At 75.0% G+C, this 14,982-nt stretch carries 14 protein-coding genes; 5 read left to right on the forward strand and 9 right to left on the reverse strand.

Annotated features, from left to right (window positions below; translation table 11 throughout):
• Positions 1 to 141: 141 nt before the first annotated feature.
• Together ABD330_RS23410 and ABD330_RS23415 are read right to left on the reverse strand one after the other, a co-directional pair.
• The gene (locus tag ABD330_RS23410) at positions 142 to 1,572 is read right to left on the reverse strand and encodes a HEAT repeat domain-containing protein (RefSeq protein ID WP_344467924.1); all 1,431 of its coding nucleotides are present in this window, start codon (positions 1,570 to 1,572) and stop codon (positions 142 to 144) included.
• 213 nt (positions 1,573 to 1,785) lie between these two features.
• Complete coding sequence (locus ABD330_RS23415) at positions 1,786 to 3,252, reverse strand: DNA-binding protein NsdB (protein ID WP_344467925.1); 1,467 nt, start codon at positions 3,250 to 3,252, stop codon at positions 1,786 to 1,788.
• Between the two features lie 500 nt (positions 3,253 to 3,752).
• Between ABD330_RS23415 and ABD330_RS23420 the strand changes: the two genes are divergently transcribed.
• A complete protein-coding gene (locus ABD330_RS23420) occupies positions 3,753 to 4,898 on the forward strand; it encodes an aminoglycoside phosphotransferase family protein (RefSeq protein WP_344467926.1) in 1,146 nt (381 codons plus the stop codon).
• Between the two features lie 97 nt (positions 4,899 to 4,995).
• Here the strand turns inward: ABD330_RS23420 and ABD330_RS23425 are convergent, their stop codons facing one another.
• The 3 genes from ABD330_RS23425 to ABD330_RS23435 form a co-directional block, all read right to left on the reverse strand.
• On the reverse strand, positions 4,996 to 6,180 hold the full coding sequence (locus tag ABD330_RS23425) for an acyl-CoA dehydrogenase family protein (protein ID WP_344467927.1): 1,185 nt from the start codon (positions 6,178 to 6,180) through the stop codon (positions 4,996 to 4,998).
• 370 nt (positions 6,181 to 6,550) lie between these two features.
• Positions 6,551 to 7,045: a hypothetical protein gene (locus ABD330_RS23430; RefSeq protein WP_344467928.1), complete on the reverse strand. Its 495-nt coding sequence runs from the start codon at positions 7,043 to 7,045 to the stop codon at positions 6,551 to 6,553.
• A 960-nt stretch (positions 7,046 to 8,005) separates the two neighbouring features.
• Entirely contained in the window at positions 8,006 to 8,254 is a 249-nt protein-coding gene (locus ABD330_RS23435) for a DUF397 domain-containing protein (protein ID WP_344467973.1), read from the reverse strand.
• 366 nt (positions 8,255 to 8,620) lie between these two features.
• On the opposite strand from ABD330_RS23435, the gene ABD330_RS23440 reads away from it, so the two are divergent.
• Positions 8,621 to 9,013, forward strand: a complete 393-nt coding sequence (locus ABD330_RS23440; RefSeq protein ID WP_486327080.1) for a PTS-dependent dihydroxyacetone kinase phosphotransferase subunit DhaM — start codon at positions 8,621 to 8,623, stop codon at positions 9,011 to 9,013.
• A gap of 79 nt (positions 9,014 to 9,092) precedes the next feature.
• On the opposite strand, the gene ABD330_RS23445 is transcribed toward ABD330_RS23440, so the two are convergent.
• On the reverse strand, positions 9,093 to 9,587 hold the full coding sequence (locus tag ABD330_RS23445; RefSeq protein ID WP_344467930.1) for an NUDIX hydrolase: 495 nt from the start codon (positions 9,585 to 9,587) through the stop codon (positions 9,093 to 9,095).
• A gap of 83 nt (positions 9,588 to 9,670) precedes the next feature.
• Positions 9,671 to 9,877 carry a hypothetical protein gene (locus ABD330_RS23450; RefSeq protein ID WP_344467931.1) on the reverse strand — a complete coding sequence of 69 codons (207 nt, stop codon included), beginning with the start codon at positions 9,875 to 9,877 and terminating at the stop codon, positions 9,671 to 9,673.
• Positions 9,878 to 10,245: 368 nt separating this feature from the next.
• Between ABD330_RS23450 and ABD330_RS23455 the strand changes: the two genes are divergently transcribed.
• Positions 10,246 to 11,229, forward strand: a complete 984-nt coding sequence (locus tag ABD330_RS23455) for a polysaccharide deacetylase family protein (protein WP_344467932.1) — start codon at positions 10,246 to 10,248, stop codon at positions 11,227 to 11,229.
• Between the two features lie 121 nt (positions 11,230 to 11,350).
• On the opposite strand, the gene ABD330_RS23460 is transcribed toward ABD330_RS23455, so the two are convergent.
• Positions 11,351 to 12,133, reverse strand: coding sequence for a glutamate racemase (locus ABD330_RS23460; RefSeq protein WP_344467933.1), 783 nt, complete (start codon positions 12,131 to 12,133; stop codon positions 11,351 to 11,353).
• Between the two features lie 69 nt (positions 12,134 to 12,202).
• Here ABD330_RS23460 and ABD330_RS23465 point away from each other — a divergent pair, with 69 nt between their 5' ends.
• Together ABD330_RS23465 and ABD330_RS23470 are read left to right on the forward strand one after the other, a co-directional pair.
• Entirely contained in the window at positions 12,203 to 13,354 is a 1,152-nt protein-coding gene (locus tag ABD330_RS23465; protein WP_344467934.1) for a glycosyltransferase, read from the forward strand.
• Positions 13,355 to 13,396: 42 nt separating this feature from the next.
• Positions 13,397 to 14,146: an SAM-dependent methyltransferase gene (locus ABD330_RS23470; protein WP_344467935.1), complete on the forward strand. Its 750-nt coding sequence runs from the start codon at positions 13,397 to 13,399 to the stop codon at positions 14,144 to 14,146.
• 76 nt (positions 14,147 to 14,222) lie between these two features.
• Here ABD330_RS23470 and ABD330_RS23475 read toward each other — a convergent pair whose 3' ends face one another.
• Positions 14,223 to 14,873, reverse strand: a complete 651-nt coding sequence (locus ABD330_RS23475; RefSeq protein ID WP_344467936.1) for a thiol:disulfide interchange protein DsbA/DsbL — start codon at positions 14,871 to 14,873, stop codon at positions 14,223 to 14,225.
• Positions 14,874 to 14,982 lie beyond the last annotated feature (109 nt).

Consider the following 14,982-nt stretch of genomic DNA (forward strand, 5'->3'; position numbering starts at 1 on the left):
ACCGGCCGGGGGCCGTGGGAGCACGGGGCCCCGGACCTCCGGCGCCCGGGTCCGCCACGCCGGTCCGGTCTCGGTGCGGGCGCGGCCGGACGCGGTTCCGGTACGGGCGCGGCCGGGTACGGTCCTGCGGTGCGGGCTCGGCTAGCCGCGGTCCCGCGCGGTGAGGCGGCCGCGGACGGCGGCGTGCACCTCGGCCTCCTCGGCGGGGTCGGCCGCGAGGCGGCGCAGGCGTTCCAGGACTCTGACGTCACCCGTGGTGGTGACGTGGCGCGCGGCCAGTTCGCGGGTGCTCTCCTCGCAGTCCCAGAGGCACTCGACGGCGAGGCCGCGGGCGAAGTAGACGTCCGTGACGGCCAGTGCCTGGGCGGCGCGGCCGCGCAGTTCGGAGGAGACGGCCTCGCCGTACACATGGCGCAGGGCGGGAACGGCTCCGGCGGCGGCCAGCCGCCCCACGCCGTCGATCAGGGTGCCGAGGCCCGCGCCGACCACGCCGCGTACCGAGATCCAGCGGCGCAGCGCGGCCACCACCAGCGGGCCGTCGACGGGCTCGCCCGAGTCGGCGAGAAGTTGGACGGCGGCCTCGCCGAGGGCGCTGTCGGTGCCGCCGGTGGACGGATCGGCCCAGCGGCGGGCGTGCTCCAGCGCCTCGGGGCCGCGCATCCGGCCGAGTACCTCCAGGGCGGCGGCGACCACGCGGTCGTCGATGTCGGCGGCGGCCGCCTCGATCAGGGCGGCGGCCTCCGGGTCCTGTTGGTCGACCAGGTAGCGCAGGGCGGCCGTCCGGGCGCCGGGCTCGCCGTGCCGGGCCGCGTCGAGGACGACCGAGCGGTCCTGCGGCCGGACGACGGCGGCGAGGCAGCGGGCGGCCGCGGCGGCGCGGCGGGCCGCCGCGCCGGGGCCGGACTCGGCGGGGGTGTCCGCCCAGGCGAGCACGTCGGTGGTGCTCCAGCCGGGGGTGATGCCGGCGCGGTTCAGCTGACGCTGCCAGAGGTCGAAGGGTGACTGCTCGCTCGCGGCGGCGACCCGGGGGTGGTGGGCGGCCCACAGCCGCCACGGCCGGGGCTCGTACGCGGCGGCGATGACGGCCCGCAGGGCGGCCTCGCCCGCCGGATCCTCGGGGAAGCGGCCGAGCACGGCGGGGGCCAGCCGCAGCAGCGCCTGGTCGTCGTCGCGCAGGGCGAGCTCGTCCAGCGCCCAGGCCCAGTTGGTGCCGACGGCCACGTAGCCGCGCAGCAGGTCCAGCGCGTCGCGGCGGCCGTAGGCGGCGAGGTGGCCGAGGACCGCGAGGGCCAGGCCGGTGCGGTGGTCGTCCTCGTCGAACACGTCCTCGGGAGCGTGCAGGTGCTCCTCCAGGCCGGTGAGCGGCGCCTCCAGCTCCATGTAGAGGCGGGCGTAGTAGAGCGAGCGGTTCTCGATCTGCCAGTCGGCCCGTGCGTCACGGGTGACGCACTCTTCCAGGGCGGCGACGGCCTCGTCCCGGTCGGCTGCCAGCGCATGCAGCTGCCCGTCACCACGGCCCCGCTGGAGGAGGCCGAGGAGGCTGGCACTGGGCGCTATCACTGGCTCGAACATGAGGTCAGCATCCGTTGCGGCGGTCTGAGTGGCAACGGGATTTCCGTCGCCGGGGGTCTGGTCGGTCCTACGAGGGCGCCCGGGCGCCGGAATTACCGAAGGTTACCGCCTGGGCGCCCCTTACGCACACAAGCTCGGATCTGCACATGCCAGAAATAATCTCAACCGAATTTGTCGGAACGGCCGGCACCGCCCGCCGGAACGTGATAGCGCCTAGGCCTGCCGCCGGGGCCGGGGCATCGCCGCGTCGATCTCGTCCCGGAGCTCGGCGACCGAGGCCAGGCCCTGGTAGCGGCCGGAGAGCCGGTACATCTCGCGCAGCCTGTCCCAGGTCCGTAGCGAGGAGGTCTGCCCGATCGCCGCCATCGCCAGTTTGGCCTGCACCTGGGCCTCGTCGGGCTCGCCGGAGATCCAGTACACCGAGGCGAGGGTGATCCGGTCCAGCAGCGCCGAGCGTTCGAAGCCGTTCGCGGCCCGCAGGTCGATCGCGCGGCGGGCGTGCAGCTCGGCGAGCCGGGTGGCGCCCGGGTCGTGCTCGGCGAGGGTGCGGTAGACCAGGGCCTGCATGCCGTGCAGTTCGGCCTCGTTGAAGAGCTGCATCCAGCTCGGCGAGGCCTCGCCGGTGTCCTGGACGAAGAGGTCCTCGGCCTCACCGAGGACCCGTCTGGTCGCGTCCGAGCGGCCCAGTGCGGCCTGCGCCCACGCCTCCACCGTGTGCAGCATCGCCCTGGTCCGGGGCAGCGCGCGGGTGCCGCTGCTGGCCTGGGCGAGCTGGACCAGCTCCAGCGCGTCGTCGGCCCGGCCCAGGTGCAGCATCTGCCGGGCGGCCCGGGAGATCGCCTCGCCGGCCCGGGGCCGGTCGCCGGCCTCCTTCGCCGCCTGCGCGGCGATCACGAAGTACCGCTGCGCGGTGGGCTCCAGGGCCACGTCGTGGGACATCCAGCCGGCCAGGACCGCGAGGTTGGCCGCGACCGTCCAGAGCCGCTGCTTCACCACCGGGTGCAGGTCGTGCGTCAGCAGGCCGCCCACCTCGTTGAGCTGGCCGACCACCGCCTTGCGCTGGAGGCCGCCGCCGCGCGAGGCGTCCCAGGCCCGGAACACCTCGACCGAGCGTTCGAGCGCGGCCACCTCCTCGAAGCCGACCGGGCCGGGCTCGTAGACGTCCACGACCGGACGGGAGCCGCCCTGGGTGATCACTTGCCGGGTGCCGGGGCGGGTGGCGGCGTACGCCACGTCCGGACCGCTGAGCCAGTCGTACAGGTTGTCGGCGATGACGGCGCCGGCCGTGAGCGCGGCGCCCGCGCCCACCAATCCGCGTCGGTTGAGCATGAGGTCCATTCCCGTGAACTCGGTGAGGACCGCAGCCGTCCGATCCGGCTCCCAGAGCTCCTTGGAGCGCGTGCTGTCCGACCTGGGGGGCCGGTGTCGTTCCAGACCGAGGTCCTCAGTGGTGACGACACGGCCGAGCCGCTCGGTGAACACGGCCGCCAGCACCCGCGGTACCGGATCGCGCGGGATCTCCCCCTGCTCGATCCAGCGCCGCACCCGCGAGGTGTCGGTGGACAGCTGCTGCTGGCCCATCGACGCGCCACGCCGGTTGACCAGCCTGGCCAGCTCGCCCTTGGACCATCCGGTCAGGGCGAAGAGGTCGGCGAGTCTGGTGTTCGGCCCCTTGCTCACGTGAAGCCCCCAGGTTCCTCGGCTCTTCCGACCCTAGTGCGCTGTCATGTGCCACGCGACCATTCGCCAGGCTTCGCCAGGGTCCGCCACATGGTGTGCCAGTGGCGATCGGGTGTCATGTAGAGCTGCGCCACCCCAACCTCGGGTCGGGAAGGCCGGAAACCGCCTCAGGGTACGTCACCTGACGGTCGGTCAACGACCGTCCCGTGGCCTCATCCGAGGGGGTGGCGCGGCCGGGTGGCGCGAAGGCACCGGGCACGGCCTCGGCAGTCGCGGGCCGCCGTACTCCCCAGGGTGCGGACGGTGCGCGGAGGCCGGACTCCGTGCCCGGCGCCTTCGCTCCACCTCGTCCCCCACCCGCCTCCGCCCCGCTCTCCGACCCGCGTGAGCAGGGGTCAGCTGCACGCCGCGGCACCACCGCTCACCCGGCGCCGCCACCACCCGCGTCAGCTCTCACTGGCAGAGGCCACCGTCGGCCAGGAAGGGATTCTCACCACCCCATGTACTCCTCAGCGACAACCGGTACCTCCACCCAGACCCGCACCGCTCTGCGTCCCCCCACCGCAGTCGGCGGCCGAGCCGGGCAGGGCCCCGCTCCCCGCGGCACCGAGTTCCGCGACCCCCGGGCCCTGGCGGTCCGCCCGCCGGCCGGCCGTCCGGTGGACCAGCTCGCCGCCCGCGCCGGTGCCGAGCGCCTGCTGCGCGGCCGCGCCGAGACCGTCGTCGACCGGGTGGACCCGGCGACCCTGCAGACCCCCGGCGTCCGGGCCGCGCTCGCCAACATCGCGCGGATATGTCCCGCCTTCCTCCCCCGCCAGGTGCTCCGGGAGGGCAGCCGGCACATCCTGATCGCCGGCACCATCGGCCGGGCCGCGGTGGTCGCCAAGTGCCTGGCGCCGCAGGCCGTCCGCGGCGAGCAGTTCCAGCAGCTGGTGGAGCGCTTCCACCACGAGGTGGCGGTCTACCGGGCGTTCGTCCGGCACCGCCCGCCGATCCGGATGCCCCGGCTGGTGGCGGCCGACCACGACCGCTGCGTGCTGGTGCTGGAGCGCGTCCCCGGCCGCCCGGCGGCGCGTGAGCGCCACCCGGTGAACGCGCCGACCCCGGGCGAGGTGCGCGCGGTGCTCGGCGCCGTCCGGACGCTGAACCTGTGGCGCCCGCCGACGGACGTGTTCGGCAAGCCGCTCGACTACCAGTTGGAGATCGCCCGCTTCCACTCGGTCGGCCAGCTGACCGACCGCGACGCGGGGGATCTGCGCGGCCTGCTGCACGGACTCGCCCACACCCCGTTGCAGCTCTGCCACGGCGACGCCCTGCTCGGCAACATGCTGCTCGCGCCGTCCGGGCCGGTCCTGGTCGACTGGGAGGAGGCCGGCTGGTACCTGCCGGGCTACGACCTCGCGGTGCTCTGGAGCGTGCTCTCCGGGGACACCGCCGCCCGCCGCCAGATCAGCCAACTCGCCCAGTCCGGCGGCACCGTGGCCCGCGACGCGTTCCTGGTCAACCTGGTGCTGGTGCTGATGCGGGAGATCCGGCTGCACGACGTGCCGGGCGCCGGCGAGGAGCAGCGCATCATGATCCGGCGCCTGTACGACGACGCGGCGCTGGCCCGTCGCGCCGTCCGCGCGGCGGTCGGGACCCGCTGACGGGAGCCCAGCCTGCGGGGGTGCGGGGAACCGCGCGAGAACGGGAGCAACGGCGCCCTGCCGTCCGGTTCGCGCGGTTCCCCGCACCCCCGCGGCGCTACCCGAGAGCCGAGCGGCAGACGTCCTCCAGGACGGCCTCCTCCGGCGGGAAGTGCATCCGCCCGGTGAGGACGTCACGCAGGTACCGCTCCAACGGGTGACGGCGGCTCAGGCCGGGATTGCCGGTGAGGGCGACGGCCTGCTGCACGACGGCGGTGGCGGCCCGGTTGGCGAGCAGCTGCACGGCTCCGGCGCGGTCCACCGCCGCCGGGTCGCCGCGGTCGATCCCGGCGGCCAGCCCGGCGACGAGTTCCTCGGCGCCGATCAGCGAGCTCGCCATCTCGCCCAGGGCGCTGCGGTAGCGGGGCAGCGTCGCCAGCGGCTCGGTCAGGTTGGCGGGGGTGCGCTGGCGCAGGAAGCGGACCAGCCAGTCCAGCGCGGAGCGGGCCACCCCGAGCGAGACCGCGCAGAGCGCCAGGTCGTGCCAGGCCGCGCCGATCCGCTCCTCGTCCGCCCGCCGCCCGTCCGGCTCGGCCAGCCCGACGACGGCGTCGGCGGCCACCTCGACCCCGTCCAGCTGCACGTCGTGGCTCGCGCTGGCCCGCAGCCCCAGCTGGTCCCAGACCGGATCGACCTCGATGCCCGGGCTGTCACCGCGCACCAGGAAGAGCCCGGTCCTCGGGACCGGCTCGTCGGTGCGGGCCCAGACCGCCAGCCAGGCCAGCGCCTCGGCTCCGGCACAGAAGGTCTTGCGCCCCGACAGCGACCAGTTCGCGCCGTTTCGGCGGGCCACCGTGGCGGGCAGCCCGCCCGCTCCGCCGGGCTCCGCGCGCAGCGCGTTGACCAGGGCCGGACCGCGCCTGGACTCCGCGAGCAGCCGCCGGTACCAGGCGGCCGGCCAGTTGCCCGTACGGGCTTGTTCGGCGTGCGCGAGGAGGGTGAAGGCCGCCAGGACCGCTACCGAGGCGTCCCCGCGGCCCAGGCCGGCCAGCACCTTGACGGTGTCCGTGAGCGTCCCGCCCGGGCCGCCGTAGCGCTGACCCACCGTCAGGGTGAGCAGCCCGGACTCGTGGAGGGCCTCGATGCCCTGGTACGGGAAGGTGGCGTCCCGGTCGTGCTCCTCGGCCCGGGCGGCCAGCAGGTCGACCACCCGGGGCAGCCCGGCGAGTACGGCTGCGGCGCCGTCGGCGGCGCTCTCGGCGACGGTCGGACCCTCGGTCGGCAGGTCGGCGGTGGGGGTCATGGTGCGTACGCCTCCGGGCGGCAGCATGGAGCTCGGCGGACTGCGGGCGGCGCGCCGGGTCGGACGCGCGGTGACCGGATGCGGCGGCCCCCAAGAGGCAGGGAGGGGCCCGGCCGGATCAGCCGGGCGCGCGCCGCCGAGGGAGCCTGCGGCCCCCTCTCAGCAGCCCGGACAGGTCGCGCCGGCGGTACGCCGCAGATCGAGGTAGCTGCGGCGGGTCAGCAGCAAGCGGCGAGGCGACATGCTGGTGACTGTACGAAGCAGTGATCGAAACCGTCAAGCAGCGCCGGCCCCCGGGGCCGGATCCCCCGGGTGGCGGACCGCCGGCGAGCGGACCGCCCGGACCCGGCGCCGGGGCGCGCCGCCGGGCTCAGTCCTGCTGGAACATGTCCGAGGGCAGCGGCTTGAGCAGCTGGTAGAGGTCGTCGGCGATCGGGCGGTCCCAGGAGGCGATGGTGACCTGGACGCCGTCGCTGCGCCCGAACTGGGCGCAGAACACCCGCTCCTCGCTGACCTTGACCTTCTTCACGATCAGCAGGTCGTCGCCGAGCATCACCGGGAAGTCCTCGGCGGAGACGAACTCGACCGGCTCCTCGTTCTCCAGCGCCGCGAGAAGCTGGCTGATTTCGAACGGGACTCCGTCAGCTGTCTCCCGGGCCGGCGAGCCCTCGGGGAGGTTCCCGATGAACATCGCGGGGCCGCGACCGCCGAACAGGTCGTAGCGCAGGAAGATCCCCTGGCAGGAGCCGTCCGGGCCGCTCATCACCATGGCGCCGAAGTGGCCAGGCCAGTCGCCCGGGTCCATCGCGAGCACGTCGAAGTCCGGTCCTGCGGGAGAGCCGGAGCGACGGCGGAGAAATGACATGACACCATCGTACGTGCCCGTCACGCCCTGCTCACGGGGCGGGTGGGCCGTCCGGCCGAGATCCACGCTCAGAGACCAATGTTGACTCTGAGCAACCGTCCGGGCTACGTTCGGTTCTGCACGACAACCGCTGTGGGCTCGATCCACCGGGGGGCGGTATGTCGCAGCGCGCCCATCTGCGCGTTCCATCACTGTGTCCCGTCGTGCGACCCACCTGAACCGCCTGTGCACCGCCAGCCGTCCACAGACCGATCAGACCCGAAACGTCTCGACCCGAACCAACACAACACCAACAAGCCAGGTTCGCGGGGCCCCGGCCCGTCGCACTCGCGAACCTCGCCCGGGATGCCGCCGCGTGGGGGCGTGCGGATTCCGGGCATCCGGCACCTGTGCCCGAGTCGCTCTCGGACGCCAGGGCCACGCCTCCCGGCGACGGCGCACCCTGGTGCGTCCGGGTATCACCACGGGAGGAGTCCGGCACTCGTGCCGGGCATCACGGCAGGCGCCGTGCTCGGTCGCGTGGGGGCGATGGGCACGGCGTCTGTCTGTTCATACTGTGGGCTGCTTCTTGTCGAACAGTCAACAACAAACAGGTGATTGGCGCCCACCTGAAACACACCGCCGCACACCACCGGGCGGCCGTCGATCGGGCACCGCACCCCAGGCCCCTTGGGTCCCACGTGTCGCACCGGCACGAACTGGATTCCACCGGGCGTTCACCTCCGCCGAGCGGATTCGCGCCGGTCGGCCAGACTCTCCGCTCTTCGCGGCGTCCTCTCCTGCCTGTGGTCGGCCGGCGGACGGAATCAGCGCGTCCGGTCTCCGGGCGGCGGACCCCGGCGGCCGATGGAGAACAACCCGGGCCCGGGCCGGGGACGCTCCGGACCCGGAACGGACCGGAGCGCCCACTGCGTCCCCAGGGCTTCAAGCTCGGGGGCTCAGGGCTCAGGGCCCAGGGCCTCAGGTGAGGTCGAACTCGCCGTCGCGGGCGCCGAGGACGAAGGCCCGCCACTCCCCCGGGGTGAAGACCAGCACGGGCCCCTCCGGGAACCGGCCGTCCCGCATCGCGATGTAGCCCTCGACGAAGGCGATCTGCACGTCCCCGACCCCCTGGCTGCTGGAGAGCCAGTCGGCGTCGGTCAGGTCCAGTTGGGGCTTGCGACCCGCCCCCAGGGTGCCGACTCCGCCGTTCTCCACGCTCGTACCCATGTCCGCCGTCACTGTCCGGCTCCTCCCACGGTCGTCAGGAGGTCCAGCGTATACAGCGGGACACGACGCGGAAGGGCTTGGGACCAGGACTCCTCCGAGCGGGCCGAGATGTCCGGTTCCGTCCGCTTCGGGGCGCCGACTGTGCTAGCGGGAGCACGGACTGCGAGAGTGTTGCTCTCACGTCCGTCCGCCAGATCTCGCCCAGCACCTCCGACAGGCCACCAGGAGCAGCCGATGGACCGCCGGGACGCCCACCGCGCCGATGTGATCCCGATCTCGACCGCGCCGTCCGCGCCGACGGTCGCCTCCGACGAACGGGAGACCACACCCCGGCCGGGCCGTCCGCCGGCCCACGGCCGGGTCGGGCTGGTCCTGGTGTCGCACAGCCAGGAGGTGGCGGCGGCCACCGGCGCGCTGGCGGTGGCGCTGGCCGGTACCGACGACCCGTCACCGGTCGCGGCCACCGGGGGCAGCCTGGCGGACGGTCCGGGCACCAGCGCGGTCCTGGTCGCGGCGGCCGCCCGCCGGGTGGACCAGGGGCACGGCGTGGCCGTGCTCGCCGACCTCGGCAGTGCCGTGAGCACCGTGCAGGCACTGCTCGCGGCAGCGGACGAGCACGGCCTGCCCTTCCCCGTCCGGTTGGCCGACGCCCCGTTCGTGGAGGGCGCGGTGGCCGCCGTCGCCACGGCCACGGCGGGCGGCGACCTCACGGCCGTCCTGGACGCGGCCGAGGAGATGTACCGGCAGCGCAAGCTCTGACCGGCCGACAGGCAGGAGGCCGGCCGGGCCGGCGGGGTCGGGGCTCAAGGGTCAGGGGTCAGGGGTCAGGGGTCAGGGGTCAGACCAGGTCGGCCGGGAACCCCGAGAAGTTGAACGCCGTCCCGCGCTCGGTCGAGAGCGCCAGGGCGAGCCGGTCCCGGGTGTAGTCGTCGAGGTCGGGCAGCTGCTCCAGCGCGAACCAGCCGACTTCGAGGGACTCGTCGTCGTTGACCCGGGCCTGGCCGGAGAGCAGGCGGCAGCGGAAGGTCAGGTCCAGGTACCGGGCCTGGTCGCCGTTCGGGTACTCCGTCATCGGCGAGACCGTCACCGAGGTGAGCTCCTCCGGCTCGACCCGCACGCCGGTCTCCTCGAAGCACTCCCGGACGGCGCAGTCGGCCGGCTCCTCCCCGGGGTCGAGGATGCCGCCGATGAGCGCCCAGCGGCCGTTGTCGGCCCGGCGGCCCAGCAGCAGCCGCCCCTGGTCGTCGAGGACCACGGCGGCGACGCCGGAGAGCCAGAGCGGGCGGGTGCCGACGTAGGAGCGAAGTTCGGCCAGAAAGGAAGGGATAGCCATGATCCGACCCTAGGGCCTGCCCGGTCGGCCGGGCCGCAGGACCCGGCCCGCCGGGCGCGGCAGAGAACAGGAAGGGCGCGCTGCTAGAGCACGGCTCGGCGGCCGGTGCGCAGCCACGCGAAGGCCACCCGGCCCAGCAGCAGCACCCCGGCCGCGAGGGAGCCCGCCACCGCCATCACCCAGGCCGCACCGTCGCTCTCGGGGACGGCGACGGCGATCAGGATGCCCACCCCGATGCAGGCCGCGCCGACCACGGACAGCAGCAGCCGGTCACGTTGGGTCTCCACCATGGTACCCACGGTATACCCCGGGCGGCTCAGAGGCAGCTCAGAGACAGCTCGGAGACAGCTCAGGCGGACCGCCGGACCGCCGGACCGCCGGACGGCTCCTCGGGGTTCTCGGGGGGCTCTCGGAGGACTGCGGCCGCTTGCGCGAAAACACGCCGACCGCCGTACAACCATCGGTGGGTGACAGTGGTCTCCACTACATTGAACGATCCAGCACCGAGCTATCCAGGACCGTCCACGGCGCAGGTCGGGAGTCCCCGCCGTGGACCGGAGAACCAGGGGAGCGGAGCCGCCGCGCCCCGGGTGCCGGAGGGCCGGGTACGGCACTCCGGCGGTACCGCCGCGCCGCATCGGCGACCGAGGGGGGACCCGTGCCGTACACCTTGTCCACGACCATCACCAGCCGGCCGCCGACCACCGCACCCAGCCCGGGGCCCGGACGCGAACGCGGCGGCTGGCTGCGGTTCGCGCCCGTCCAGCCGCTGTTCCGGGCCCGCGCCGCCGGGCGGCTCGCCGTTCTCGCGTACCACGGGGTGACCGACCCGAACTCCTTCGGCGCCCAGCTCGACCGGCTGCACCGGCTGGCCACGCCCGTCTCGCTGCAGGCCGTGGAGCGGGCGATCGCCGAGGGCCGGCCGCTGCCGCCGCGCAGTGTGCTGATCACCTTCGACGACGCCGACCGCACGGTCCTCACCCACGCGCTGCCCGCGCTCGCCGCACGGCGGATCCCGGCGGCGGCCTTCGTGATCGCGGAGCTGATCGGCACCGACCTGCCGTTCTGGTGGCACGAGGCGCAGTTCCTGGCCGCGCACGGCGGCCGGGCCCGCGCGCTGCCCGCGTACGGCGGACCCGAACACCTGCTCGCCCGGCTCAAGGCGCTGCCGGACCCGGACCGGCGGCGGAGTCTGCACGAGCTGCGGGTCAGCGCGGACCGGCAGGCACCCCGGCGGGAGCAGCTGCGGCCGGAGGACCTGCGGACGTTGCAGGACGCGGAGGTGGCGATCGGCAACCACACCCTGGGACACCCCCGGCTGAGCCGTTGCGACGACTCGACGGTGCACACCGAGATCTCGGCCGCGCACCTCGCGCTCACCCGGTGGCTGGGCGAGCCCCCGGCCGCCTTCGCGTACCCCGACGGCGGGTACGACGCACGGGCGGACGCGGCGCTGCGCCGGCTCGGCTACCGGCTCGGCTTCCTGTCGGACCACCGGCTCGGGCCGCGACTGCCGGAGCACCCGCTGCGGATCAGCCGGCTCCAGGTCGACTCGACGACCAGCACCCACCGCTTCGACACGATCCTGTCCGGCCTCGAACCGGCTGTCCGCCGCTGGCGGGGCCGGGCGGTCCCGGGCTAGCCGGCGCGGGCTCTCCTGAGCCGCCGCCCGGTGAGCGGGCTCGGGCGGTGGCTCAGGGGTCAACCAGCACGCCCGGCGCTGCCGAAGCGGAGCGCTCAGGCGGAGCGCTCAGACGCCGCGCTCAGGCGGCGGGCACCGGCGCCGCCGCGAGCAGGCGGCCCTCCGGGTAGCGGTCCGCCGCGGCGGGCAGCGCCGCCTCGCGGCCGCCGTGCAGCACGGTGAGGCGCCCGGTGCCGGTGGTGCGGCAGGTGGTGCCGATCCGGCGCAGGGCCTGGGCCGCGACGGCGTCGGCGGAGCCGTACCAGCGGAGCCCGGGGGCGGCGAGGGGGCCGACGGCGGCCAGGATCTCCTGCTCGACCAGCTCGTAGTGGGTGCAGCCGAGCACCAGCCCGTCCGTCCCGGCGGGGGTACGGGCCGCGGCGAGCGCGATCGCGGTGGCGATGTCCTCGGCGTCCCCGCGCTCGACCGCGTCGGCCAGGCCGGGGCAGGCCACCTCGGTGACCTCGGCCGAGCCGCCGAAGCGGCGGATCAGCTCGTGCTGGTACGGGCTGCCGGTGGTCGCCGGGGTGGCCCAGATCGCGACCCGGCCGCCGGCCGCCGCGGCGGGCTTGATCGCCGGGACGGTGCCAATCACCGGCAGCTCCGGCTCCAGCTCGGCCCGGATGGTCTCCAGCGCGTGGACGCTCGCGGTGTTGCAGGCGATCACCAGCGCGTCCGGCCGGAGTGCGGCGGCGGCGCGCGCGCAGGCCACCGCGTGGTCCGTCAGGTCGTCGGGGGTACGGGGGCCCCAGGGCATGCCGTCCGGGTCCGAGGAGAGCACGAGGTCCGCGTCGGGCCGCAGGCGGCGCAGCGCCGCCGCAGCGGCGAGCAGGCCGATGCCGGAGTCCACCAGTGCGATCTTCACAAGGCGAAACTCTACTGGAACCCGCCCTGCCGCCCCTGGTCCGGCGGTCCGGTGCGGCAGACTGCCGGGGTGACCGTGCTGCGCTGGCTCTCGGTGTCGTCCCTGCTGTGCTGGCTCTGGCTGACCTGCTGCCACGGGTTCTTCTGGCGCACCGACCAGCGGCTGCCGCCGCGCCGCCCGCCCGCGCGCTGGCCCGAGGTGGCGGTGCTCGTACCCGCCCGGGACGAGGCCGAGGTGCTGCCGGCCAGCCTGCCGAGCCTGCTGGCCCAGCGCTACCCCGGCCGGGCCCGGGTGATCCTGGTGGACGACCACAGCTCGGACGGCACGGGCGCGCTCGCCGAGCGGCTGGGCGCGGCGGGCGGCCTGCCGCTCACCGTGACCACCCCTCCCCCGCTGCCGCCCGGCTGGACGGGCAAGCTCTGGGCGCTGCGGCACGGCGTGGAACTGGCCGGTACCGGGGCCGAGTACCTGCTGCTCACCGACGCCGACATCGCGCACGGTCCGGACTCGCTCGCCGGGCTGGTGGCCGCCGCCGAGAGCAACGGGCTGGACCTGGTCTCGCAGATGGCCCGGCTGCGGGTGGCGACGGCCTGGGAGCGGCGGATCGTCCCGGCGTTCGTGTACTTCTTCGCGCAGCTGTACCCCTTCCGCCGGAGCAACCGGCCCGGCGCCCGGACGGCGGCGGCCGCCGGCGGGTGTTCGCTGGTGCGGCGCGAGGCGCTGGAGCGGGCCGGCGGGATCGCGGGGATCCGGGGCGCGGTGATCGACGACGTCTCGCTGGCCCGGGCGGTGAAGTCCTCCGGCGGGCGGATCTGGCTCGGCCTGGCGGAGCAGGTCGACAGCGTCCGCCCGTACCCCCGGCTGGCGCAGCTCTGGCAGATGGTCTCGCGCAGCGCGTACGCGCAGCTGCGGCACTCGCCGGCGCTGCTGCTCGGCACGGTGCTCGGGCTGTCGCTGGTCTACCTGGTGCCGCCGGTGGCGACGGTGGCCGGGCTGGTGGGCGGGCGGCCGTCGGTGCTGCTGACGGGCGCGGCGGCCTGGGCGCTGATGGCGGGAACCTTCCTGCCGATGGTGCGGTACTACCGGCAGCCGGCCGGGGCCGCGCTGCTGCTGCCGTTCACGGCGCTGCTGTACCTGCTGATGACGGTGGACTCCGCCGTGCAGCACTGGCGCGGGCGGGGTTCGGCCTGGAAGGGCCGGACCTATCCGAGGACCGGCTGAAAGCCCGTTTCACGGGAGCGGGTTCTGCGCCAGACTGATCCGATGGAACGTCAGCAGATCTCCCGGATCGCCCATTCCGCACACCCCGTCGCCGCGCCGCTCTCCGACGGGAGCGTGCGGCGGCTGCTCGACCAGGCCGTCGGGGACGGCACCGGGCGGGTGCTGGACCTCGGCTGCGGCGAGGCGCCGTGGCTGCTGCGCGCGCTCGCCGCGCACCCGAGGCTGCGCGCGGTCGGCGTGGACACCGACGCCGAGGCGCTGACGCTGGCGCAGCGGGCCGCCGAGACGCTCGGGGTCGCGCAGCGGCTCGGGCTGCACCACCAGGACGCGCGCGAGTTCGGCCTGCCGGAGCCGTTCGACGTGGTGCTGTGCGTCGGTGCGACGCACGCCTTCGGCGGGTTGGCGCCGACGCTGGCCGCCGTCGCCCGGCACCTGGCGCCCGGCGGGGTGGCGCTGGTCGGCGAGGGGTACTGGGAGCGCGAGCCGGACCCGGCGGCGCTGGCGGGGCTCGGCGGGGCGGACCCGGCGGAGTTCGCCGACCTGCCGACGACCGTGGCACGGGTGGTCGCCGAGGGGTGGACTCCCGTCCAGGGGCACATCAGCAGCCTGCGGGAGTGGGACGACTACGAGTGGTCCTGGACGGGCTCGCTCGCGCGGTGGGCGCTCGACCACCCGGACCACCCGGACAGTGCGCAGGCGGCGGCGGTCGCGGCGGAGCACCGGGCGGGGTGGCTCGGCGGCTACCGGGGGACGCTGGGGTTCGTCACGCTGCTGCTGCGGCGTAGCGCGTAGGCGCCGGGCACGCGCCTGTCCGGTACCCCGGGCGCCGTTCGACCGCACGGTGAGCGGCGCCCTGGACCGGCGGATGTCAGGGCTGTTCGAGCAGCCGGTCGAGGACGGCGGGGACCTGCTCGACGCCGCCCGCCTCGCTCGGGCCGGTGCGGTAGCGGCCCTGGATCACCACGGTGGGGAGTTCGGCGACCTCGTAGCGGCGGAACAGTTCGGGAGCCTCCTGGGTCGCCCGGTCAACCTCCGGGGAGCGGTAGGCGGCGCGGAACCGGGCGGCGTCCAGGCCGTGCAGCTGGGCCCAGGCGGTGGCGAGGTCCTCGGTGGTCAGGTCGGTGTGCTGCTCGCGGACGGCGCGGAAGACGTCGACCTGGAGACGGTCGGCCGCGCCGAGCCGCTCCAGCGCGTAGTAGAGCCGGGCGTGCGCGAGCTGGGTCGGCTCCTCGGGGCCGCCGGGCCAGACCGCCGGGACGCGGCGCAGCGCGACGTCGGTGCGGTGGCGTTCGGCCCAGCGCTCCAGCGGGAGTTCCAGCTGCTGGGAGTGGTAGCAGTCGTACCAGAAGAACTCGACGGCCTCCTGCTTCGCGGTCTCCCGGACCGGCTGCGGGTGGTCGAGCCGGACGTACTGGGGCCCTTGGTCCCGGCCGGTGGGCACGGCGGCGACGGCGGCAGGGCCGGTGAGCAGGCTGCCGGTGACGGCGAGCAGGACGGCGGTGCGCAGCAGGGAGTTCACATCCGTAGTCTGCCAGTCACGCGGAGCGACCACGGCGGCCGGGAGGCGGACCGGCCCGTGGTTCACCCGATCGGGACGGTTTGACTCCTTCTGTGGCGGTACGACCGCA

This window comes from Kitasatospora kazusensis (genome assembly GCF_039529945.1).
GTDB classification, from domain to species: domain Bacteria; phylum Actinomycetota; class Actinomycetes; order Streptomycetales; family Streptomycetaceae; genus Kitasatospora; species Kitasatospora kazusensis.